At 52.1% G+C, this 24,176-nt stretch carries 19 protein-coding genes; 3 read left to right on the forward strand and 16 right to left on the reverse strand.

Annotation, left to right across the window (positions count from 1 at the left end; translation table 11 throughout):
• Positions 1–11: 11 nt before the first annotated feature.
• The 10 genes from pyrF to serC form a co-directional block, all read right to left on the reverse strand.
• Positions 12–710, reverse strand: a complete 699-nt coding sequence (pyrF, locus tag EHSB41UT_RS06510; protein ID WP_087108056.1) for an orotidine-5'-phosphate decarboxylase — start codon at positions 708–710, stop codon at positions 12–14.
• A gap of 118 nt (positions 711–828) precedes the next feature.
• Entirely contained in the window at positions 829–2,004 is a 1,176-nt protein-coding gene (gene lapB / locus EHSB41UT_RS06515; protein WP_087108058.1) for a lipopolysaccharide assembly protein LapB, read from the reverse strand.
• On the reverse strand, positions 2,005–2,262 hold the full coding sequence (locus EHSB41UT_RS06520) for a LapA family protein (protein ID WP_165767177.1): 258 nt from the start codon (positions 2,260–2,262) through the stop codon (positions 2,005–2,007).
• 158 nt (positions 2,263–2,420) lie between these two features.
• Positions 2,421–2,732 (reverse strand): integration host factor subunit beta, encoded by a 312-nt coding sequence (gene ihfB / locus EHSB41UT_RS06525; RefSeq protein ID WP_087108062.1) that lies wholly within the window; start codon positions 2,730–2,732, stop codon positions 2,421–2,423.
• A 288-nt stretch (positions 2,733–3,020) separates the two neighbouring features.
• The gene (gene rpsA, locus EHSB41UT_RS06530; protein ID WP_087108064.1) at positions 3,021–4,697 is read right to left on the reverse strand and encodes a 30S ribosomal protein S1; all 1,677 of its coding nucleotides are present in this window, start codon (positions 4,695–4,697) and stop codon (positions 3,021–3,023) included.
• Between the two features lie 250 nt (positions 4,698–4,947).
• Complete coding sequence (gene cmk / locus EHSB41UT_RS06535; protein WP_087108961.1) at positions 4,948–5,637, reverse strand: (d)CMP kinase; 690 nt, start codon at positions 5,635–5,637, stop codon at positions 4,948–4,950.
• Between the two features lie 9 nt (positions 5,638–5,646).
• On the reverse strand, positions 5,647–7,878 hold the full coding sequence (locus tag EHSB41UT_RS06540; RefSeq protein ID WP_087108066.1) for a bifunctional prephenate dehydrogenase/3-phosphoshikimate 1-carboxyvinyltransferase: 2,232 nt from the start codon (positions 7,876–7,878) through the stop codon (positions 5,647–5,649).
• Positions 7,875–8,996 (reverse strand): histidinol-phosphate transaminase, encoded by a 1,122-nt coding sequence (gene hisC, locus EHSB41UT_RS06545; protein ID WP_242667254.1) that lies wholly within the window; start codon positions 8,994–8,996, stop codon positions 7,875–7,877. Before hisC ends, EHSB41UT_RS06540 begins: the two co-directional genes overlap by 4 nt.
• A 77-nt stretch (positions 8,997–9,073) precedes the next feature.
• Complete coding sequence (gene pheA, locus EHSB41UT_RS06550; RefSeq protein ID WP_087108070.1) at positions 9,074–10,183, reverse strand: prephenate dehydratase; 1,110 nt, start codon at positions 10,181–10,183, stop codon at positions 9,074–9,076.
• Between the two features lie 47 nt (positions 10,184–10,230).
• Positions 10,231–11,313: a 3-phosphoserine/phosphohydroxythreonine transaminase gene (serC, locus tag EHSB41UT_RS06555; protein WP_087108072.1), complete on the reverse strand. Its 1,083-nt coding sequence runs from the start codon at positions 11,311–11,313 to the stop codon at positions 10,231–10,233.
• Between the two features lie 451 nt (positions 11,314–11,764).
• Between serC and EHSB41UT_RS06560 the strand changes: the two genes are divergently transcribed.
• Positions 11,765–13,231: an AbgT family transporter gene (locus EHSB41UT_RS06560; RefSeq protein WP_278248145.1), complete on the forward strand. Its 1,467-nt coding sequence runs from the start codon at positions 11,765–11,767 to the stop codon at positions 13,229–13,231.
• A gap of 87 nt (positions 13,232–13,318) precedes the next feature.
• Here EHSB41UT_RS06560 and bcp read toward each other — a convergent pair whose 3' ends face one another.
• The 4 genes from bcp to EHSB41UT_RS06580 all read right to left on the reverse strand — a co-directional run bounded on the left by bcp (position 13,319) and on the right by EHSB41UT_RS06580 (position 15,974).
• Complete coding sequence (bcp, locus tag EHSB41UT_RS06565; RefSeq protein WP_242667255.1) at positions 13,319–13,786, reverse strand: thioredoxin-dependent thiol peroxidase; 468 nt, start codon at positions 13,784–13,786, stop codon at positions 13,319–13,321.
• Positions 13,787–13,876: 90 nt separating this feature from the next.
• Complete coding sequence (locus EHSB41UT_RS06570) at positions 13,877–14,119, reverse strand: hypothetical protein (RefSeq protein WP_087108074.1); 243 nt, start codon at positions 14,117–14,119, stop codon at positions 13,877–13,879.
• A 48-nt stretch (positions 14,120–14,167) separates the two neighbouring features.
• Entirely contained in the window at positions 14,168–14,674 is a 507-nt protein-coding gene (locus tag EHSB41UT_RS06575) for a hypothetical protein (protein WP_087108076.1), read from the reverse strand.
• A gap of 187 nt (positions 14,675–14,861) precedes the next feature.
• On the reverse strand, positions 14,862–15,974 hold the full coding sequence (locus EHSB41UT_RS06580; protein WP_087108078.1) for an iron-containing alcohol dehydrogenase: 1,113 nt from the start codon (positions 15,972–15,974) through the stop codon (positions 14,862–14,864).
• Positions 15,975–16,136: 162 nt separating this feature from the next.
• On the opposite strand from EHSB41UT_RS06580, the gene EHSB41UT_RS06585 reads away from it, so the two are divergent.
• Complete coding sequence (locus tag EHSB41UT_RS06585) at positions 16,137–16,493, forward strand: hypothetical protein (protein WP_087108080.1); 357 nt, start codon at positions 16,137–16,139, stop codon at positions 16,491–16,493.
• A gap of 41 nt (positions 16,494–16,534) precedes the next feature.
• On the opposite strand, the gene EHSB41UT_RS06590 is transcribed toward EHSB41UT_RS06585, so the two are convergent.
• On the reverse strand, positions 16,535–18,079 hold the full coding sequence (locus EHSB41UT_RS06590) for a hypothetical protein (protein ID WP_087108082.1): 1,545 nt from the start codon (positions 18,077–18,079) through the stop codon (positions 16,535–16,537).
• A 184-nt stretch (positions 18,080–18,263) separates the two neighbouring features.
• A complete protein-coding gene (gene gyrA, locus EHSB41UT_RS06595; protein WP_087108084.1) occupies positions 18,264–20,930 on the reverse strand; it encodes a DNA gyrase subunit A in 2,667 nt (888 codons plus the stop codon).
• A gap of 391 nt (positions 20,931–21,321) precedes the next feature.
• Between gyrA and EHSB41UT_RS06600 the strand changes: the two genes are divergently transcribed.
• The gene (locus EHSB41UT_RS06600; protein WP_087108086.1) at positions 21,322–24,105 is read left to right on the forward strand and encodes an ankyrin repeat domain-containing protein; all 2,784 of its coding nucleotides are present in this window, start codon (positions 21,322–21,324) and stop codon (positions 24,103–24,105) included.
• The last annotated feature ends 71 nt before the right edge of the window (positions 24,106–24,176 follow it).

Raw genomic sequence — 24,176 nt, forward strand, 5'->3', positions numbered from 1 at the left:
CCGCCCGACACTTATTGCAGGCTGTTTATTATAGAGTCCAGAACATCAACCGGAGTATTGGATTGTGTCACCGGGCGACCAACAACCAGGTAGTCGCTGCCATTCAGCATGGCCTTTGATGGTGTCACAATCCTACGCTGGTCACCACTACCAAAACCTTCAGGACGAATACCCGGGGTGACCAATTGAAAAGATTGACCAAGTTCAGACTTCAATAACGCAGACTCCATAGCCGAACAGACGACACCATCCATGCCACTGTTTTTGGCCAAAGTCGCCAATTTGAGCACCTGCTGCTCTGGAGAACCAAAACCCAGCTCAGCCATATCTTCTGCCGACATACTGGTCAAAACCGTCACCGCAATCAGTAACGGCTTCTGCGGAAGAGTCAGCGCCTCCAGCTCTTCACGGCAGGCTTCCATCATTCTACGACCACCGGAAGCATGGACATTAACCATCCACACCCCAAGCTCGGCAGCGGCTTTTACAGCCTTGGAAGCGGTATTGGGAATATCGTGAAATTTTAAATCGAGAAAAACATCAAAGCCCTTGGCCTGCAGAGCTTCTACAACAGCCGGGCCGGCACTGGTGAACAGTTCTTTGCCAACCTTTACCCGACACTTGGCTGGATCAAGACGATCAGCCATGGCCAGAGCCTGATCTGCATGGGGATAATCCAGAGCGATTATGAGAGGACTTGAGCAGACCATAAAACTTCCTGTCACTTGAGAGTATGAGTGTCAGGTGCGGGAGTATAAAGAAGCCAAGCCCAAATTGCATGCGTCAACTGTCGTACATTTAGGCATGACGCATAGGAATCCTCCTGACTTACTCACCCTCCAACCCCATAATCGGGCGGGTACTGCCCCACTCATGGCAGCGAGGACACTGCCAATGTAACTCCTTGCCATCAAAACCACACTGACCGCAACGATAAACAGGCTTGGAATGCTCCAGGCGCCCAGTGAGATCACGAAGCATCATCAGGTTCTGGCGAGCACGCCCTTCAGCCATCTGCAGATGAATATCAATCAGGGAATTCAGCCCCTTCAGCGAAGGCCTCTTAACGATCTGCTCAGCAACAAAACGCCCCGCCTCTTTTTCACCCTGCTGCTGAGCAATCAAGCGTGCAGATGCCATAACGACCGCCGCCGACGGCGCTTCTCTTAAACACCGCCCCAGGTAAGTGCTGAGACCACGCTGAGAGCGCAGGCGGCCATACCCCTCTTCAAGCAATCCCACACTTTCGGGAATAAAACTGCGATCCTGATCAACAATGCGCTCAAGCGCCTTGACCGCATCCTTGGGGTTATCAATCTTCAGCTCAACCTGCCCCTGCAATAGAGAGACACGGACATTTTCAAAACTGGAACGAGCCGCCTGACGCAGATACCTTCTAGCCGATAGCACATCCGACTCACGCAGCGCCTGCTCAGCCAATTCACACAAATAGTGGGAGCGCTGACTCTCAAACCCGGAAGCTTGAACACCCTTCAGTGAACCCACCAACTGAATAGCCTTATCCCACTCCTTCTCACGCTCATAGATAGACAAGAGTGTCTGAATACTTTCCCGCCACCCCGGCCATTGCTGACGAACAATATCGAGAAGCAAAGTTTCGGCGCGATCAAACAGCCCGGCTTTTTTATAATCCCGAGCCAGCTCCAGCTGCACATCCAGCATCTGCTCACGGGTCAGACTCGGTCGCGCAAGAAGATCCTGATGGGTTTGGATCGCTCTATCCAACTCACCCCGCTGACGGAACAGCCTCCCTAAAACCATAAAGGTCTCTGCGGTATCGCTATTAATCTCTAAAGCCTTGATAAAGCTTTCAATAGCCTCATCGGTCTGCTCATTCAATAGATAGTTCAGACCTACAAAGTATTCACTACTCAGTTGATCCGAAGAACGATGACCGGACCGACGCACACGCTCCCGCCGACCGATTAAATAACCAATCCCAAGGGAGACAAAAATAAGAATAAAGAGGGCGAGATCCAACATTCAGGAGGCCAATCCCCGCAGCGCACTGACACGAAGCTTTTGCAACTCCTTCTCACTCAGAGCCAGCTTCTTTTCCAAACGACGACTGCGAAGCAACAAACGCACAAGAACCAGCAATCCGAAAGTGACCGCCACCACAGCCCCACCAAGAAAAGCCAGAAACAGTGCCGTAGACAGCTCAACCGGGCCAGTTATCCACCCCCAGATAGCAACAGTAACTACCTGCTGATTGGAAAGAATAAGACCAGAGAAAAGCACGAGGAGAGCAACCCCTAGCAGCACAAGGCATGAGGCTTTGAGTATCTTGAACAGCCTATCGAGCATACATTTTATCTGCCAGAAACATTTCAGGCCAACAATGAACCCGCAACCACCCTACCAACACGATACAGGTTATTGCGGAGTACCAGCCGAAGTTAATAGTTGCGGAAGCGCCGATCAGCCAACAGAGATTCGTTGACTCGCTCACGCAATTCTTTACCAGGCTTGAAGTGGGGCACATATTTACCGGAGAGATCAACAGCATCACCGGTTTTGGGGTTACGCCCAACGCGTGGCGCGCGGTAATGGAGAGAGAAGCTGCCAAACCCGCGAATCTCTATACGGTGACCACTCGAAAGCGCACCTGAGAGCTCATCAATTATGGTTTTCACCGCCAGTTCGACATCCTTTGAGATCAAATGCCCCTGACGTTCCACCATCCTTTCAATCAACTCAGAACGAGTCATATCCACGCCTCCCGTAACAAGTCCCAAACCTTGGGAAAGCTACTGTTCTTATTATCCCCCAGCACTGACTCCAAAACACGACAAAATCAATCTACACCCCGTCATGATTCGACAACCGAGTACAGCCACCCCAAATTAGCCAATATCCCTAAGCGAATCAAGACACTGGAAACAACTAAATCCAGAAAAGCGGCCAATAAAAAAGCCACAGAGGTATAACCCCTGTGGCTTTTTGAGCTGACCATCACTAAACCATTTGAAAAGTTCAGCGACAGCCGTCAGGCAATATTACTTGCCTTCCATCTGCGCCTTGATCAGGTCACCGATGGTGGTAGGACCAGCTGTGTCGTCCTGCTTGGTACGCAGTTCCTTCATAGCGGTCTTCTCGTCAGCTTCGTCTTTGGCCTTGATGGACAGGCTGATCACACGGTTCTTGCGATCAACGCTAACGATCTTGGCTTCAACTTCTTCGCCAGCCTTCAGCAGAGTGGTCGCATCTTCAACGCGATCACGGCTGATTTCAGACGCCTTCAGAGTACCTTCAACTTCTTCAGCCAGAACTACGGTCGCAGCCTTGGCAGTTACTTCGCTGATGGTGCCCTTAACGATGGTGCCTTTCTGGTTAGCATCAACGTAGTTGGCGAATGGATCGTTCTGCAGCTGCTTGATGCCCAGGGAGATACGCTCACGCTCTGCATCGATAGACAGAATGATGGCTTCAACCTCATCACCCTTCTTGTAGTTGCGAACGGCTTCTTCGCCAGTTTCGTTCCAGCTGATGTCGGACAGGTGAACCAGACCGTCGATACCGCCAGGCAGACCGATGAAGATACCGAAGTCAGTAATGGACTTGATGGTACCCTTAACAACATCGCTCTTGTTGGAGCCAGCAGCGAAGTCTTCCCATGGGTTAGCTTTGCACTGCTTAACACCCAGGGAGATACGACGACGCTCTTCGTCGATGTCCAGAACCATAACTTCAACTTCGTCACCCTGAGAAACAACTTTGCTCGGGTGGATGTTCTTGTTGGTCCAGTCCATTTCGGAAACGTGTACCAGACCTTCAACGCCTTCTTCCAGCTCAACGAAGCAGCCGTAGTCAGTCAGGTTGGTTACGTGACCGGAAACCTTGGCACCTTCTGGGAAGCGCTGCTTGATGTTGACCCATGGATCTTCACCCAGCTGCTTCAGGCCCAGGGATACGCGGTTACGCTCACGGTCGAACTTCAGAACCTTAACCAGGATCTCGTCGCCAACGTTCACGATTTCGCCAGGATGCTTAATACGCTTCCAAGCCATGTCAGTGATGTGCAGCAGGCCGTCAACACCGCCCAGATCTACGAACGCGCCGTAGTCGGTCAGGTTCTTAACAACGCCCTTAACTTCCAGACCTTCCTGCAGGGATTCCAGCAGCTGCTCACGCTCAGCGGAGTTTTCAGCTTCCAGAACTGCACGACGGGAAACAACAACGTTGTTGCGCTTCTGGTCCAGCTTGATAACTTTGAATTCCAGCTCTTTGCCTTCCAGGTGAGCAGTGTCACGTACTGGACGAACGTCAACCAGAGAACCAGGCAGGAACGCACGGATAGTGTTAACGTCGACAGTGAAGCCGCCCTTAACCTTACCGGAGATAACGCCCTTAACGATTTCTTCAGAAGCAAACGCAGCTTCCAGACCTTTCCAGGACTCAGCGCGCTTGGCCTTCTCACGGGACAGACGGGTTTCGCCGAAGCCGTCTTCCACTGCATCCAGAGCTACCTGAACGGTATCACCGATCTGGATGGACATTTCACCGTTTTCGTCACGGAACTGCTCTGCAGGGATAACACCTTCAGACTTCAGACCAGCGTGAACGATTACCCAGTCACCATCGATGTCAACCACGATACCATCGATGATGGAACCTGGCTGCATTTCGATTTCTTTCAAAGACTCTTCAAAGAGTTCGGCAAAACTTTCAGTCATTACAAATCCTGTAGAATACCTTGCCAGAGCATCCGAAACGGATGATTCACAAAAGTATTGTCATCCATACCACCAGCTAGCATGGGCAAAGAGTTTTAAAGGGATAAAAGCCAGTGCTGGCCTTCGTCAACGGCTCCCACCTGAGAACCACGACAATACTTTCATCCCACCCTGAAAATGCCGGCCAAAGCCAGCATTCTCAATCTTGAAAATGAGTTATACCCGGAAGCTTATGAAGCGGAGACAGTGATCAGATCACGGCCTTTTTACGCATTTCTTCAAGTACACGGGCAAGCACTTCCTGAATGGTCAGTTTAGTGCTATCCAGCACGATTGCATCATCGGCTGGAATCATCGGCGCCACGGCACGATTAGCATCTTGCTCGTCACGGCGAATTATATCTTCTAAAAGGCGGTCAAGACTAACATCGACACCCTGCTCCTGCAACTGGATAAACCGACGTTTTGCCCGTTCTTCCGCGCTGGCCGTGAGGAAAATCTTCACCGGTGCATTCGGAAACACCACCGTTCCCATATCCCGACCATCCGCAACCAGACCCGGCAATTCGGCAAATGCCTGCTGACGGGAGAGAAGTGCGGAACGTACCGCCGGCAAGGCAGCAATTTTGGAAGCCCCAAGGCCAATCTCTTCCTGACGGATCGCCTTTTCCACCGGCTCGCCTTCAAGAATAATGCCCGGCGGCACCTGATCGCCGTCACCAGCCACAAACTGCACATCAAGATGGGCGGCCAGCACTTCCAGTGAGGCCTCATCATCCAGTGACACACCATGATTAATGGCGGCCAGTGCCGTCAGCCGGTAAAGCGCGCCACTGTCCAGCAGATGCCAACCTAACTCGCGGGCCAGCAGACCACAGACTGTTCCTTTACCGGAACCACCCGGGCCGTCAATGGTGACGACCGGTACACTGTTTTCAATCACAATCGCTTAACTTTCCGTTTCGCTTACATTCAATCCAACCGAATGGGCCAGATCTACAAAATTCGGGAAGGATGTAGCCACATTGGCACAATCCAGAATCCGGATTTCCGCCGCCGCCCGCAAAGAGGCAACCGCAAAGGCCATGGCAATACGGTGATCTCCATGACTATGAACCGTCCCCCCCTGGAAGACAGTCTCAGCCAGGGAGCCAGGTACACGCATACCATCTGGCAACGCAACCGCATTCACACCCAAAGCATTCAAACCATCCGCCATGGACTGGATACGGTCACTCTCTTTAACCCGCAGCTCTTCCGCACCGGTCAGCAGGGTATCACCTTCCGCACAGGCCGCAGCCACAAACAGAACCGGGAACTCATCAATCGCCAACGGCACCAGGTGCTCGGGAATCTCGATACCTTTCAGAGGCGCATAACGCACCCGGATATCAGCCACCGGCTCACCACCCACTTCGCGTTGATTCTCCAACGTAATATCCGCGCCCATCAGCTTAAGGATATCCAGAATACCGGTACGGGTTGGATTAATGCCCACATGGGTGAGCAGAAGGTCTGCACCCGGGCTGATCGAGGCTGCCACCAGGAAAAACGCTGCCGAAGAAATATCAGCTGGCACATCTATCTGGCCGGCACTGGTGAGCTTGCCACCACCCTGAAGGGATACGCGATCGCCTTCCACGGTGACAGGGTAGCCCAAACCATTCAGCATACGCTCGGTATGATCGCGGGTTACACCCGGCTCAGTCACGGAGGTTTCACCCTCGGCATAGAGACCAGCCAGCAGCAGACAGGATTTTACCTGTGCTGAAGCCATTGGCATATCGTAATGAATACCATGGAGATTTTGCTTACCGCGAATCGCCAGAGGTGGGCGCCCACCTTCTTCCGTTTCAATCACCGCCCCCATTTCTGCTAATGGATGCACGACACGATTCATCGGACGGCGGGAGAGTGATTCATCACCGGTCAGGGTCACATCAAAATTCTGAGCCGCCATAAGGCCTGCCATCAAACGCATGGCCGTACCGGCATTACCGAGATAGAGAGGCCCTGGAGGTGGCTGCAAACCATGCAGGCCAACGCCATAAATCGTCACCCTACCTTCATGGGGGCCCTCAATAACTACACCCATATCACGAAACGCCTGCAGCGTTGCCAGCGCATCTTCCCCTTCCAGGAAGCCGGAGACATGAGTCGTTCCTTCTGCCAGTGCACCCAGCATAATGGAACGGTGAGAAATGGATTTATCCCCGGGGACACGCAGGGTGCCCTTAATCACGCCGCCGGGTCCGGCCGTATAAGTGAGTGTATTGCTGCTCATAGACTTCAGATAAGACTGGCTTTCCAGCATGCGGGTAAAATGTTCACGGGCGGCTTTGGCACGGGTAATAATACCCGTCATTTTCCGACTGTCGCCCTGCTCCACAGCACTGTACATCTCTTGAAGACCGAGAGAGAACTCGTCCAGTGCTGACAACAGAGCCTCACGATTGGCAATAAAGACATCATGCCACATGGTCGGATCACTGGCGGCAATACGGGTAAAATCCCGGAAGCCGCCAGCGGCGTAGCGAAAAATCTCCTGACTGTCCCGATCCCCCGCCAGAGTATCAACCAGAGAGAAGGCTAAGAGGTGAGGTAGATGGCTGGTACGTGCCAGCACCTGATCATGGTGATCTACATCCATCTCCAACACCAACGCACCCACGCTTTCCCACAGACGGCGCACGACAGCAACCGACTGCGGATCATTTTCTGGCATGGGCGTTACGATTACCTTGTGAGCTTCGTAAAGATCCGCCCGTGACGCCGTGACTCCGCTTTTTTCAGAGCCGGCAATCGGATGACCAGGAACAAAAGCAGAAAGACTTTCTCCCAGCACATTCCGTGCAGTCGCAACAACATTACACTTGCTGCTGCCAACATCAGTAATCACCTTTCCGGCCAGATCAAAAGCGGACAGGGTCTCCACCAATGCAGACAACGCCAACACTGGCACCGAGAGCACAACAATATCCGCTTCAGCAACAGCCTGTTCCAGGTCAGGCACAGCCCGATCAATAATGCCGCGCTCTTTGGCGATAATCAGCGCCTGCTCATCCCGATCACAGGCCAGCACTTCACGACAGACACCACGGGATACGAGTGCCGCCGCCAGCGAGCCACCAATCAGACCCAGACCAACTATCAGAACACGGGCATCATTCAGTGATTTCATAGAGCTGCTACTTCGCTCAAGGCTGCTGGCAAAGCATCCAGAAACGCCTGATTCTCTTCCGGCGTACCGACAGAAACCCGCAGATGAGCAGGCAGACCATAACCGGTCACAGGGCGTACAATCACACCACGCTTCAGCAGGGTCTGGTACACCTGTTCGCCATTATGGCCTGTATCGAAGGTGATAAAGTTACCTAAAGACGGGATATACGACAGACCAAGAACATCAAGCCCCTGCTCCAGCTGACGCAAACCATCGGTATTCATAGCCTTACTGCGGGCAACATAATCTTCATCAGCCAGTGCCGCCACAGCTGCGGCCAGAGCAAAACTGTTGACATTAAAAGGCTGACGCACACGGTTCAGCACTTCCGCGATAGCCACAGAAGAAACACTGTAGCCAACCCGAAGGGAAGCCAGACCATAAATCTTGGAGAAGGTGCGGGTGACTACCAGATTCGGATAATCCGCCAACCAGTCCAGACCATTGGGGTAATCGGGATGGTCAATATATTCACAGTAAGCTTCATCCAGAACCACCAGCACCCGCTCGGGTACTGATTGCAGAAAGGTCTTCAAAGCATCCCGATCCAGCCAGTTACCGGTTGGATTATTCGGATTGGCAATAAACACGACACGCGTCTTATCTGTGATAGCTGCTGCCATCGCCACAAGATCATGACCATAGTCTTTCGCCGGAACCTGTACCGGCTGACCACTGGCTGCCAGCGTCGAGATCGGATAGACCGCAAAAGCGTGCTCGGAGAATACCACTTCATCACCGGGAGAAACCCAGGCCCGAACAATCAGATCCAGCACATCATTGGAACCATTACCCAGCGTGATGCCTTGAGGATCAACGCTCAACTTGGCAGCCAGCGCCTGCTTAAGCTGATAACCACTACCATCCGGATAACGTGCCAGGTCCGCACATTCCGACTGCAGAGTCGCAACCACCTTCTCGGATGGCCCCAACGGATTTTCGTTACTGGCCAGCTTCACAATAGCTTTTTCATCCAGCCCCAACTCACGGGCCAATTCTGAAATTGGCTTACCTGGCTGGTAGGGCTTTAACCGGCTAACACCCGGCGTCGTTTGCTGAGCAAAATCGCAGCTCACCTCTCCCCCTTGTACTTTTATTACCAAAGCCTTCTTATCAAAGCCTGCCGTCATACGACAGAAGTTAGCGAGCGAGTTTACAGGACACCTTTGGGATAGGAGCCCAGCACCTTCAACTCAGCCGCCAGAGATTCCACTTCGCGCAGCACATACTGCACCTTTGGATCGTCTTTGTGCCCGCTGAAATCAATAAAGAACACATAGTTCCACACGCCACTGCGGGCCGGGCGCGTTTCAATGCGGGTCAGGTCGATATCATAGCAATGGAACGGTGCTAGCAGCCTGTGCAGACTGCCCGGCTTGTTGCGCATAGCGACAACCAGAGACGTCTTATCTGTGCCGCTGGCCGGTACCGAATCATTACCAATAATCAGGAAGCGGGTGGAGTTATCCGGCTCATCTTCAATCTTCTCAGCGATCTTGGTCAGACCATACAGTTCAGCAGCCATATCTCCGGCAATCGCGGCAGAGTTCCACTCACTCTTCACTCGGCGGGCCGCTTCGGCATTACTGCTGACAGCCACCTTTTCCACCATCGGCCAATGAGCATCCAGCCACTTACGGCACTGAGCCAGAGACTGGGCATGGGAGTAGACACGGGTAATCTTGTCCTGACGGGTGTTTTCACCGCAGAGCAGATGATGATGAATACGCAGCACAACTTCACCGCAAATCTGCAGCGAAGAGTTCATAAAGGTATCGAGCGTATGGGTGACAACCCCTTCGGAGGAATTTTCTACCGGCACCACACCATAATTAACGGCACCGGCTTCCACTTCCCGGAACACCTCATCAATCGCAGACATAGGCACACAGACCGCAGAATGACCGAAGTGCTTCAGAGCGGCCTGCTGGGTAAAGGTGCCTTCCGGTCCCAGATAGGCGACACGAACCGGTTTTTCCAGAGCCAGACATGCGGACATGATCTCCCGAAACAGGCGAGCCATTTCTTCATCATCCAGCGGACCGATATTCTTTTCCATAATCGCCCGCAAAACCTGAGCCTCACGCTCAGGGCGATAAAACACCGCATCACCACCCGCTGCCAGCTTGACTCTGGCGACCTCCTGCGCAAGGCGGGCACGCTCACTGATCAGCTGCAGGATATTGGTATCCAGCTCATCAATACGATCCCGCAAACCTACCAGGGGGTTACTCTGCTCCGCTCCCTTATCCGCTTCACTCATGGTCTTGTCACTCCATCAAACCCGACGCGTACTCATTTTCCCAAAATCTAACCGTACCGCTTTTCAAAATCGGCCATAAAGGCAATCAAGGCATCCACGGACTCTTCACTCACGGCATTATAAATGCTGGCGCGCATACCGCCGACTGCACGATGCCCCTTCAAATAAAGCAGCTTCTGCTCAGCCGCCTGACTGAGAAACTCGGCGTTCAAATTATCATCCTGCAACTTGAACGGAACATTCATTTTTGAACGGTAACGCGGATCGACCGGGTTACTGTAAAAATCACTGCCATCAATCGCACCATAAAGCTTGGCAGCCTTGCGATCATTAACCTGAGCAATTCCTTCAACACCACCCTGACGCTTCAGCCACTTGAACACTAACCCTGCCAGATACCAGGAGTAGGTGGGCGGCGTATTCAGCATGGAATCATTATCTGCGATGTTCTGATAGTTCATCAGTGTCGGACAGGCATCCGCCGCCTGACCCAGCAAGTCGTCCCGAACAATCACTACAGAGATACCAGCCGGCCCGATATTCTTTTGAGCACCGGCATAGATCAGCCCAAACCGGCTGACATCCATTGGGGTTGAAAGGATGTTGGAAGACATATCCGCCACCAGCGGCACACCACCAACATCTGGGATATCAGCAAAGGCCAGACCGCCAATGGTTTCATTCGGGGTGTAATGCACATACGCCGCATCAGGATCCAGCTGCCAGCTGTCCCGATCGGGAATAGTTGAGAAATTCTGATCTTCGCTGCTGGTCGCGACATTCACACCACCAAAGCGGCGGCCTTCTTTGATAGCCTTAATAGACCAGTGACCGGTATTCAGGTAGTCCGCCTTGCTGGCAGCTCCCATCAGGTTCAGTGGCACCATAGCGAACTGGGAAGTGGCGCCGCCCTGCATAAACAGAACTTTGTAATTGGCAGGAATCCCCATCAGATCGCGCAGATCCTGCTCAGCCTCTGTGGCAATAGCCATATACTCAGGGCTGCGATGACTGATCTCCATCACCGAAACACCACGTCCCTGCCAGTCCAGCAGCTCATCGCGAGCCTGTTCCAGTACTTCTTGTGGCAGTGCCGCAGGCCCCGCACTGAAATTATGTGCTCTTGTCATAAATCTTCGGATGCCACCGACCCCAAACGGTTTTGATGTTTTGATACTGCTCAGCCCACGCTTAGCCACCTGCGATTACGGACTTACAAACGAACAGTGCGGAAACCTGCAGGTGTAATGGCCCAGCATTGTAACCAAAACCATGCACCGGTGATACGCCACACCCGACACAATCACACGCCTTACACAGCAAGACATTTGCGCAAATTCATCATCAAATACTGCACAAATAGCAAAAATCTCTAAAAACAATCAGCAAATCAACAAGTTATATTGACAACAATCAGCTCGAACACCTCATCATCCTGCGACAATCGCCTGGCAATGCTTCCACTGTAAATCCCCCCTCGAGAGATTTTTCTTCAATGAGCAAGGCCAACGCAGCCGCTGAGCTGAACAACCGGGCGTCGCTGATCGAACGGATCGGCAAAAAGATTCCGGACCCATTGTTATCTTTATGTTCCTGTACGCCCTTACCGCCATCATTTCGGTGTTAATGGGTGGCTACACCTTCAGCAGTGTTGGCGCCAGCGGCCAGCCGGTCGAATACGCTATCAACAATATGATGACCGGCGAGAAGATTCGCTGGATCTTCGATAACGCTATCCTGCAAAACTGGCTGGCATTCGGTAACGGTGTTCTGGGTGTGATCCTGATTTCTGTTCTGGGTGTAGGCGTGGCGGAAGAGTCCGGCATGCTGGCAGCACTGATCAAGAAAGCAGGCTCCCATATCAACGAACGTTTCCTGCCTCTGCTACTGGTTTTCCTGGGCATCATGAGCAGCGTGGCATCCGATGCCGGTTACCTGATCCTGATCCCACTGGCCGGTCTGCTATACGCCGGTACTGGCAAGAACCCGCTGATCGGTATGGCCGCTGCTTTTGCTGGTGTATCCGCAGGCTTTAGCGCCAACCTGATTCCAGCGACCCCGATTGATGCCATCGTCGGCAACAACGCCATGGTGTTCGCAGAATCCCAGGGCGTTCCGTTCACCACTGCCGCTGGTGAGCCACTGAACGCGTCAACCATGAACTACTTCTTCATTGCCGCGTCTGTATTCCTGCTCTGTACCGTAGGCGCCTGGGTGACCCAACGCTTTGTTGCACCCAAGCTGGAAAAGCAGAGCTATATCATTCCTGAGGATATGGATCTCAACGACTTCACTGTGAAGCCGGAAGAGCACAAGGCCCTGAAGATGGCCGGTCTTGGCCTGATCATATCTGCACTGGCGATTGCCGGTCTGGCTATGGGCCCTCTGGCGGCTTATACCAATGACGCCGGTCGCACAGTTAACCCATTTGTGAACAACATGATTCTGGTCATCGCGTTGTTCTTCATTATTACCGGCGTGTTCTACGGCGTATCGATTGGCAAGTTCAAATCTGTGACCTGCGTGGTAAATGCCATGGTTAAGCAGATGAACACCATGGGCTACATCCTGGTTTTGACCTTCTTCTGCTACGCCTTCCTGGCTCTGCTGGGTCAGTCTGGACTTGGTACATATGTCACTTATCTGGGCGCCAACTTCTTGCAGGCACTGGGCTTGGATGCCGTACCGGTACTGCTGCTGATCGGCTTTATTATTGTGACTGCCATCATCAACCTGCTGGTTGGCGGCCTGACCTCCAAGTGGATGCTGCTCGGCCCGATCTTTATCCCAATGCTCTATCAGGTTAACCCAGCCATGACTCCGGATCTGGTATCTGCAGCATTCCGTGTTGCCGACTCCAGTACCAACATCATCACTCCAATGATGACTTATGCAGGTGTAATCCTGGCCTTTATGCGCAAGTACAAGCCTGAGATGACCATTGGCGACCAGATCAGCATCATGCTGCCTTACTCTGTTGCTTTCCTGACCATCTGGACCACCTTCCTGGTGATCTTCTTTATGTTCAATATCCCGATGGGCTTCTAAACCCTCCCAATTGAGACAAAAAATCTGAACATAAAAAAGAGGGAGAACGCTTTGCCGCTCTCCCTCTTCTTTACATAACCTGAACACTCACCCCTTCAGGTAATTCAAAACCACCTCATGATGATCCTTGGTTTTGAACTTATTAAAGACATGCTCAACCACACCGTTTTCATCAATCAGAAAACTGATGCGATGAATGCCATCAAACACCTTCCCCATAAACTTCTTCTCACCCCAAACACCAAACTGATCAGCCACGGCATGATCCTCATCGGAGAGCAGGGTAATTTTCAGCTCTTTTTTCTGTTCGAAGTTTTTCAGACGTTTGACAGGGTCCGGACTGAGACCAAGAACCACAACATCCAGATCATCAAAATCAGAGCGATGGTCGGTAAGGCTGCAGGCCTGCACAGTACAGCCAGGCGTGGAGGCTTTCGGGTAAAAGTAAACCAGAACTTTTTTACCGGCGAAATCACTTAGGCTAACGCTGTTTCCGTCCTGATCCAGCAGAGTAAAGGCGGGCGCTTTATCACCGGCCTGTAGTGTTTTTATCATCACAACTCCTGACTGTGCTATCTGTCGGAGGTGATTATACCTACATTGCCAAAGGGCAGCACTGTTGACCTTAATACTGCTGAGCTGAGCTTAGCCCTGCAGCCAGCCCTGACGCTGCTGCCAAACCGTAAAGCTATCCAGCCGGTTATTCATATCGTAGACCTGAAACCCTAACTGTACGCCTTCGGGCAACTGCATCTGGAAAACAAGAAATAACGCCTTCACAAAGTACTTGTAGCCATTCAACAACAGCTGCTTGCGCATAATATTGCCGGCATTGTGCTCAAAGTTATGAATCCTGTGGATCCAATTTCGGCGCTGTTCGGGCGTCATTCCACGAATCCAGTTGGCAACAACACCGCCAAGCCAGCGCAGTGGCCACTAGGCATTTTCGGCCGGATTGATAATGGAGTCGGGCGGGAGGCTTTCCACCAAAGAATTCATCATCGACAAATGTGCAGAGATACTTTCTTCACCATCACCGGCAAATTCTTCAAAAGCTTCTGCTCCCGCCAACCCGATGAAGGACAAACTGGCATGCACCAGCTGACACAGCGACATTGCAACATCCCTCACCTTATCAGGAACCGGGACGGTGACCGCAGGTGCGGTAAGGCGAGGCGGTTCGACCCGGGCAGCCCCCACACCGGCAGGGGCACTTTCGGAAGCATCCTTAACCGCAGCAACACCCAACTGAATGTGAGCGTCCTGAAATTGCTTCACCCGGCGCTCAGCTACAGCCTTTTGCGCCTGCTGGCACACACTCAGGGTCAGACCATCTTCAGGACTTCTGAACAATGGGACCTCAGACTGCGGCAGCTCAGAATCCTTTTGCGAGAGCCAGGAAGACTGACAACTGTTGCTTAAGCTTAATGTGAGTGAAGACATCCCCACCCTCCCGGACAAAACCTGATCAACGATTTTTGAGGACTGGCACTTTTACAAACTCACGCACTCTTTTCACCAACACCCGCGCAAGCTGTTCTGACAATACCAATCACCACCTGCCAGCCCGTTGCCTCTGCACGTCAGCCACACTAACAACCTTGTCAGCTACTCGATCAGCATCGGCTTCCTAAGAAACAGACCGATACTGAGCCTGGAAGCAAGCCTTCAACTCGCCGATATCTCCACTGTAATTCTTGCCACGTTCCTGCTCGGCCGCCCTGTCCACAACAGACATCCAGTCCGCTTCGCCATAACCATAATCTGCCGGGTGTACCTTCACACCCAGATCCAGTAACAGCTCCTCCAGCAGTGCCGCAGCCTCCCAGCAGGAACAACCCAAAATATCCTCTACACACCGCAGAAAATAATCATCTTCAGCACAGGCTCTAATAATCACAGGCAGGGTAAAACTACAGGCAACACCATGAGGCATGCTTCTCTCCAGCGTTACGAGATAAGACAGACTATGAGCAATCGCGGTGCGGGTATTAGAGAAGGCCAGACCAGCCAGTAATGCTCCTTCCTGCAGCCCCCTCCGCACATCCAGATCAATTTTGTCTTCCACAACTTCAGACAGGGAATGAAGGATCTTTTTTGCAGCCTGAACAGCGTACAGCCGACTGACAGGGTTACGGTTTTTATTCCAGAGACTTTCAAAGGTATGGGAAAGAGCATCCAGTGCGGAATGGATGGTTACTGATCGCGGCAGACTGCTGGTCAGCTCCGGCTCCAACACTGCAGCCTCTGCATAAAGCAAAGGATCAGATAAAGAATATTTACGCTGACCCTCGGGATCCCAGACCGTTGCCCAACACGTCACCTCACTTCCGGTTCCGGCAGTGGTTGGCACGGCAATATAATCCACCACCTTCTTTATTGACTGCCGCCCTAGAACAATATCCCACAGTTTCGTAGAAGAGTCAGAACAAGCCACCAAAACCTTGCAGGCATCAATAACAGAACCACCACCCAGAGCGATCATTATTTCCGGCCTGAGGCCAGCCGCCTGAAACTGACTATGCAACTCTGCCAGATGTGTAAGAGAAGGGTCTTCCTGCACGCCATTGATAACAAGATCGGGAGGCCTGCCAATAATGTCCGTTACTTGCTGGGTCAGCGTACGAGAATACGCCGAATCATAAGTCACAACGCCATAACGGCGCGCACCAACAAGCTCTTCCAACTTCCCCAAAGATCCCGCGCCCGCATAAATTGCTACAGGGTTGGCATATGTCCACATTGGACAATCCTCTTACGCTGAAAGCCCGGTTCAGGCGCTGCAACCATAGACAAGTTTCAGGAAAAGGAACGAGAAATTGGAAAGCCACAAACATTCAGGGGAGAATACCACCCGCAATGACCTCTCAGCGGATCAATTGCCCAACAATAATGACAACACAATATGGCCCGCACCATGTATTACTACACTCTTTTTTGCGCACTTATTCTGGCTATTGGGGAAACCCTGGTGGTTATCAATACCGAAAAATACTGGCCACTCTCTCTGGATGATTATCTGGCCGTAGCAGCCCTGGCAATTCTGGCTCAGGCGGCCAAAGCCAAACCGAAATGGCTGGCAATGCTTCCGGCAGTCTGGACATTTATTATTGGCAATCTGTACGCCATGCTGTTTACCCGACTTGATCCAGTCACTGGCTCGGGCGAAAGAATTGGGTTGCTTATCGTAGCGATTGCGGCTGCCGCTGTTGGCCTAATTGGTGCTATTCAAACCTGGAGAAAGCAGAGCGCATCCTCCTGACAGCCGAGTGAAAAGGGGCTATAAAAGCCCCTTACCTCACCCTAACCAATATATCTGTGACTGGAAACTTTGGCATCCTTAGGAGCAAGACCCACCTTCTTTTTCGCATAAAGCGTCGCCCCTTCCTTAAGCCGTGAAATAAAATCCCTCTTCACATACATACCTTTCGTGGCACGCAGCGGCGTCAATACATAACGGGATTTATCAATAAAACGCTGGGCATCTTTTATCAGCGGATCCAGATGTTCCCTTTTATTCTTTTCGGCATTATTCATCCAGTCATCTTCCATCAAATTATCAGCGATGACATTCAGCACAATCATATGGTCATTATTCACAATGAAATAACAACCTAGGAGAGGTGAAACATTGAAAAGATCACTATTCAGTTGATGCCCATTGCCGGTGCGCAGGATTTCATTAACACGCTTCATCTCTTTGTATTTAGCACCAAAGACAACCAGCTTGTGGCAAAGCTTGGCAAGTGCTGAAGCCGCAGATACCGCAGGCCCTGTAACTCCGCCAAGATCTGCAAACAGCCCCGCTGTCGAGGTACCTAACTGAGTGGTTCGGATCGTCGCCACTGCCGCATGATCAGCAGAGCTTTCCCGCAGCAGCCTCCGGATAGCATCGCAGGCTGCTCGAGCATCACCCGGGATTAACGCATTCTTATGCTTTGTGGTTTTGCAGGAGCGATAAAACTCCTGAGCCGACTTGCCCCACTCTTTGGCTGCCAGCGCGCCACTCTTCACCTGCTGAACAACAGGAAGAGCCGAGCTGACAAAGTCCAGCATAAACTCCTGCCCCAACTCAGCCAGGATATCTTGCAGATCATCAACATCAAACAACTCAACCAGCAACCGCATGGCTTTATCAAAACCAGGAATCTTCAACATCTCTGACATATTGAGACCCGGCACACTGAGATCCGGAAGATTAATTTCCGGCAGCGATGGATTGGGAAGATTCATAGTGATGTTGACATCGGGAAGCTTCAGATTAGGGAGGGGGATACGCAAATCAACGGAAAAGAAATCAGGAAAAGCATCCTTAAAACCGGAGATCTGACCAGGTAGATCAATCCCCATCAGCTTCTGCAGATCCAACACCAGAGAAGGTAAGGAAATATGAGGCCAGCGTTGACTCAGCCCCCATATCATGGCCCGCAGATTTATCGTCGGAAGCAGATCTTTATGCCGCAGAATACCTTTAAGGTTCAGGCGAAATCGTGGCAAATCAAACCCCGGCAAGCTGCCCAGATTAATATCCGGAATACGAGCAATGGGGAAATCAGGAAGGGTCAGTCCGGGGATTTTTATTTTTGAGAGTTTAGGTAGATCAATACCTTTGAAAATATCCGGATTCAGTGACGGCATATCCAAAGATGGTACGTGAACACCATCTGCCGAAGACACCACCTTCTTAGCCTGTTTCGCTGCGGTCACAGCCTCTACGGCCAGCGCCTTGTAATCCTTAACCTTGAGTTGGGTGCCGGCAAACATTTTCTCCAGTGCCAGTCTGCGTTCACGGGTTACTTCCATGAAAGCAGCCTTCAACCGGATTTCCTCCTGCATACTCAGCGCCATAACTTGCCCCCTCAATAGCCTTTCAATGTTTGAATGATTGTTTTCGCATCTTTCAACATCAGGCTTGAGACAACAGACAACCGAGCCCGTACAACTCAGATACTTATTCTAATGAAACTTCGCTTACCCCTGAACATACAAAAAAGGGCGGTATAAAACCGCCCTTTGATAAACCGATGAAAACTTACTCGTCTCCATCCTCTCCTGCATCGTTGTCGATATCATCCTGCATATCTTCAACAACCTCAGCAGAGTCATCCGCAGGCTCATTCACAGAAGCATCACCGGAATCCAGCACTTCGCCAGAAACCACTTCCATTTCTTCCGGATCTTCAACTCGCTCCAGACCGATCACCTGCTCGCCTTCGGCTACACGTATCAGACGCACACCCTGGGTGTTACGGCCAACCATGGAGACTTCGGCAGCACGGGTCCGCACCAGCGTACCCATATTGGAGATCAGGATAATGTCGTCTTCTTCACCAACCTGCTTGGCACCAACCACCAGACCATTACGCTCGGTCACCTTGATGGACACAACGCCCTGGTTACCACGGCCCTTGGTTGGATACTCTTCCAGCTCAGTACGCTTACCGAAGCCATTAGCGGTTGCAGTCAGAATTGGATCATTACCCTTCGGTACGATCAGGGAGACAACCTTCTGACCATCCTGCAGACGGATACCGCGAACACCGGTGGAGACACGGCCCATGGATCGCACCAGACCTTCCTCGAAACGCACCACCTTACCAGCATCGCTGAACAGCATAATCTGCTGATCCGCTTCACACATGGCTACGCCAATCAGCTCATCACCTTCCACCAGATTAATCGCCCGAATACCGGACGACAGCGGGCGGGAGTAAGCGCTCAGAACCGTCTTCTTAACGGTACCGTTAGCGGTTGCGAAGACCAGGGACTTGTCATCACTGTAACCAGCCACCGGCAGCATCGCGGAGATACGCTCACCTTCGTCCAGCGGCAGAATGTTAATAATCGGACGACCACGGGCAGTACGGGATGCCACAGGAATCTCGTAAACCTTGCGCCAGTAAACCTTACCCTTGCTGGAGAACAACAGCATCTGGGTGTGGGTGCTGGCAACCAGCATATGCTCGACACAATCTTCGTCTTTCAGGGAACCGGAGCTCTTACCCTTACCACCACGCTTCTGGGCCTGGTATTCGGTCAGAGGTACGGTCTTGGCGTAACCGCTGCGGGACAGGGTCACCACCATATCTTCTTCGGTGATCAGATCTTCAACGGTCAGGTCACGACGGGACGAGATAATCTCGGTACGACGCTCATCACCGTATTCGGTCACCACCGCTTCCAGCTCTTCGCGAATCACTTCCAGCAGACGGGCTGGTTCGGACAGGATCAGCGCCAATTCAGCGATACGATCCAGAATCTCACGGTATTCGGTCAGCAGTTTCTCGTGCTCAAGGCCGGTCAGACGATGCAGACGCATTTCCAGAATCGCCTGAGCCTGAGCCGGGGACAGACGATACTTGTTACCTTCCAGACCAAAGCCTTCCGGCAGGTCATCAGGACGGCAAGAGTCGCTGCCTGCTTTTTCCAGCATGCCCAGAACCAAACCGGCATCCCACGCCTGTGCCATCAAAGCTTCTTTCGCTTCAGCGGCATTCTGGGATTTCTTGATGGTCTCGATCACCGGATCAATATTGGACAGAGCAACCGCCAGACCTTCGAGGGTGTGGCCACGCTCGCGCGCCTTGCGCAGTTCGTAAACGGTACGACGGGTCACCACTTCACGGCGGTGACGAACAAATGCTTCCAGCATCTGCTTCAGGTTCAGCGTCTGTGGACGGCCGTCCACCAGCGCAACCATGTTGATACCAAACACGGTTTCCAGCTGAGTCTGGGCGTACAGGTTGTTGAGGATAACCTCACCCACCTCGCCACGGCGCAGCTCGATAACTACCCGCAAACCGTCCTTATCGGACTCGTCACGGATTTCGCTGATACCTTCAATTTTCTTCTCTTTAACCAGCTCGGCGATCTTTTCGATCAGACGCGCCTTGTTCACCTGGTAAGGCAGTTCGTGAATGATAATAACTTCACGATTCTTCTTCGGATCCTGAATCACTTCCGCGCGGGAGCGAATCCAGATACGACCACGACCGGTACGGTAGGCCTGCAGAATACCGGCTTTACCGTTGATAATGGCGGAGGTCGGGAAGTCAGGACCCGGGATAAATCCCATCAGGTCATCGATGGTCGCTTCCGGGTTGTCCAGCAGATGCAGACAGCCGGTCACCACTTCGGTCAGGTTATGGGGCGGAATGTTGGTCGCCATACCTACGGCGATACCGGCACCACCATTGACCAGCAGGTTGGGAACACGGGTCGGGAGAACTTCCGGAATCTGTTCAGTGCCATCGTAGTTCGGCACATAATCCACAGTTTCCTTGTCCAGGTCAGACAGCAGCTCATGGCTGAGCTTATCCATCCGAATTTCGGTGTAACGCATCGCAGCGGCAGAGTCGCCATCGATGGAACCGAAGTTACCCTGACCATCCACCAGCGGATAACGCAGAGAGAAATCCTGCGCCATACGAACGATGGTGTCATACACCGCCGAGTCACCATGGGGATGGTATTTACCGATGACGTCACCAACAACACGAGCAGACTTCTTGTAGGGTTTGTTCCAGTCGTTGGAAAGCTCGTTCATGGCGAACAGCACCCGCCTGTGAACAGGCTTGAGTCCGTCGCGAACATCCGGCAACGCCCGGCCAACGATAACGCTCATCGCATAGTCCAGATAGGACTGCTTGAGTTCGTCCTCAATATTGACCGGTAGAATTTCGTTTGCAGTGTCTACCATAAATGCCTAAAGATCCTTAAAAGCCTGTCATCAGCCGGCACGTCTCCGTTGCCGACTGTGTTGATGCCGGTCCATCCAGCCACCTGCCAGCGGCCACCCAGAGCCCTTCAGGGCGTTTGAGCAACCGGAAATCGATAAATCATACCATAAGCCGTATCAGCGTTCGCACTTAAATCAGAAATTAATCACCCAGAAAATCATTGAGACGCCCACTTTTTCACAGTCTTTGCCCCACGAAGCAAAATGATCAAAAGCACACACGGGCGGGTACAGGGACGCAAGCTGCTAACCAGAGTGTCAGCCATCCTAACTGCGGATTTTGAAAGCGGAACATCGCACTCAGGAGCCGGTCACACATTTATCGGTGGGGCAAGTAACAGGAAACCCGGATATGGACTATTCAGATTTCTCCCAGACAGGGCTATCCAACTATTACCAGCTCAAAAACGACCCCAACACCCAGGTCAATGAAGATGCCAGCAACCCCAACATCTCCACGTCAGGGCAAAAGATTTCAGTGACCGCTGCAGCTGCGCCAGCCCATGTTCACAACTCCATCTTACTCACCCGAGAAAAAACGCTGGAAGATGACGATGTCACGGTGATCCCGCCGGATGATGTCATACCAGAAATCCCCAGAAGAGAACCCTCAATCAGGGATCGTATTTTTGATGAAGCCCATAAAGGCAATTGGGACTTTGTTGCCGACAATGTGGGCTTTCTGGAAATCAGGGACTTTCAGGATGGCAAAGGCAGCACTCTGATTCACCTGGCCGCGCAGACCAAATACTCCCAAAAAGCGCTCGAAGCTATGCTCGCCATTCCGGAGCTGGCGAATGCCAGAGACCGGAATCAGCAAACCCCACTGATGATCGCAGTCATGAACATACGTTCAGACGCGATTATCAAAGTTTTGCTGAAAGCGGGAGCAGACCCAGACCTTGTGGACAGCGACAATCTCTCCACCCGGGATTATGCAGAAAGAAGCGAAGAGCCCCGATTACAGAAAACCTTTTGTCAGGGCCCCACAGAGAATCAGCCCAGCCACACAACATTAAGGACACACCCCAACACAGATAATAGAGACATCCACACTCTGGCCCGAGACCAAGATATTAAAGCCCTGCGTTTGCGCATTCGCAGTGATGTGGATGTCTGGCAGCACGACAGCCAGGGAAGAACAATTATGCACAGTGCGGCAGAAGCTGGTGCTACGCTGACACTGGACTGGCTGATAAACCATTATCCCGACATGTGTCAGGCAACGGATAACAAGGGCAACTGGCCAATCCATAGCGCCTTTCTGAAGCACCAGCTGGAAGCCGCTCGCGCCCTCTGGCTCTACTCTCCCACACCACCAGCCAACCATGATGGTATGAAGCTTCATAATATTGTTGCGACCATGCCCAGCGCGATCAAGGGTCGCTTCGACTACAGTTTCACCACCCTCATTGACGATGAAAACGAACAGCTCAGGCAGATTTACCAGCAGGCAAAACGAGGCCAGTGGAAGCAGGTTATGCCTCAACTTCCCCAACTCCGGCATCGGCTTGAGCAAGCCATGGACGGGCACCAACTTATCCATATTGCTGCAGAGAGTCCGGGCTCCGGAGATGTTCTCGCTTACCTGTGCGAACAGTTTCCAGCCATGCTGCTAAAAACCGACATTAACGGCCAGACCGCCCTTCATATCGCTCTGATTAATAAACGCTCGGCGCGCACATTCCGCACACTACTGAATGGCGGAGCCAATCCCCTGCTCAACAACCATGAAGGCCAATCCGTACTGGATCTGGCCATTAATGGACCTTTGTCATGGCTCCCCTCCCTGCTGCTGGAACATCTGTCAAAACAGACGGGAGGAGATGGCCAATCCCTGCTGGCAACATTAACTGAACAAACCTTCAGAGAGAAATCACTGCCGCTTCTCAACTGCATTTCTCAGCTGAAGCTCACGCAGCAACCGGTTTTTGCCCTGGGCAGAAATTTACTGCACCTGGCCATTGAACATAGTTTTTCCGAGGCCGTCGAACAGCTATCACAAAACCGCGCAGAGCTGATTGAGCAAAGCGATATCAATGGCGACACCCCTCTCCATCTGGCTATTCAGTACGCCCGTTTTGGGCTGACTGTGGCGGTCTACAAAGAGGAGCTGATGTACCAGCAGAATGGCGACCAGGAAACACCAATCGATTTAATCAACCAGATGCCAGAAGACGAGAAGGAACAGTTTCTACAACTGATTCCCGCCCATACCAAGCATACGATCAAACCCTTCCAGCCCCATTCCGCCAAGAAGGAACCTTACTTTTCACAATGGACCATGCCGAAATCCAGCCAGACTGCGGTCAAAATTTATCAGCAGGCTCTGACTGCAGCCAAGAACAAAAAACGGGATGAGTTGCGCCAACTCTACCGGGATACGCCAGACACAGAGTTCGATCAACAGTTTGGCAACTACTCCCATTACGCCATCTTTGCGGTAATGGACGACACAAATCGCCTACACACCGCAATGAATATGTACCCTCGCACTTACAAGGCTGACCTCACACTGCTGGAAAAAGATGAGTTGGACCAATACACCTGCTTTGACCACCTGATACAAAGTGGCCGTATATTGAAGCCTGACAGTAAACTGGTGATCAGCGCCCATGGACCAGGCATTGCCGGCATGAACGGCCGGACCTTTGCCCGGATGCTGGACCGGTGGCTGACAAGTACCGGTTGCTACAAAGACATGACACCCCGCATCACCCTGCGCAGCTGCAAAACCGGTCAGGTCAAATGTGATGAGGACGACAGCTTTGCCCAACAAATGCTGGAAGAACTGTGTGCCCTGGATCGTGAGACCAAAGTGACCGGCTGCACAGAAATTGTCTGGGCGATTGAAAAAGGTGAAGACATTTGTGGTAAGGCCGAAGCTGTCGAAATTGATGGCCGGACGATCAAAAAATTTACTTACTGGCAGGGCAGTGGCATCTGGCTGGATAAAAAACGTCAACAGCAATATGGCTTCCAAAACATTTCCACCAAGAACCGCAGAACCAATCTCGTCAAGGTTTATAAGCTCGGGAAGGGAGGACTGGTAAAGGCTGACAAATTTATTACCGAAGGAGCCGAAGGCCTCCATTCAATAATGCTGCCGGTACGACCCACCATCAGAAAACACTGACCGCCTACAGAAGTTCGTACGAAAGAATGCTTTATCTGAGCGGGTTTTGGGTATAATCCCCGCAAGCAGAC

The organism is Parendozoicomonas haliclonae, assembly GCF_900174585.1.
Classification (GTDB): domain Bacteria; phylum Pseudomonadota; class Gammaproteobacteria; order Pseudomonadales; family Endozoicomonadaceae; genus Sansalvadorimonas; species Sansalvadorimonas haliclonae.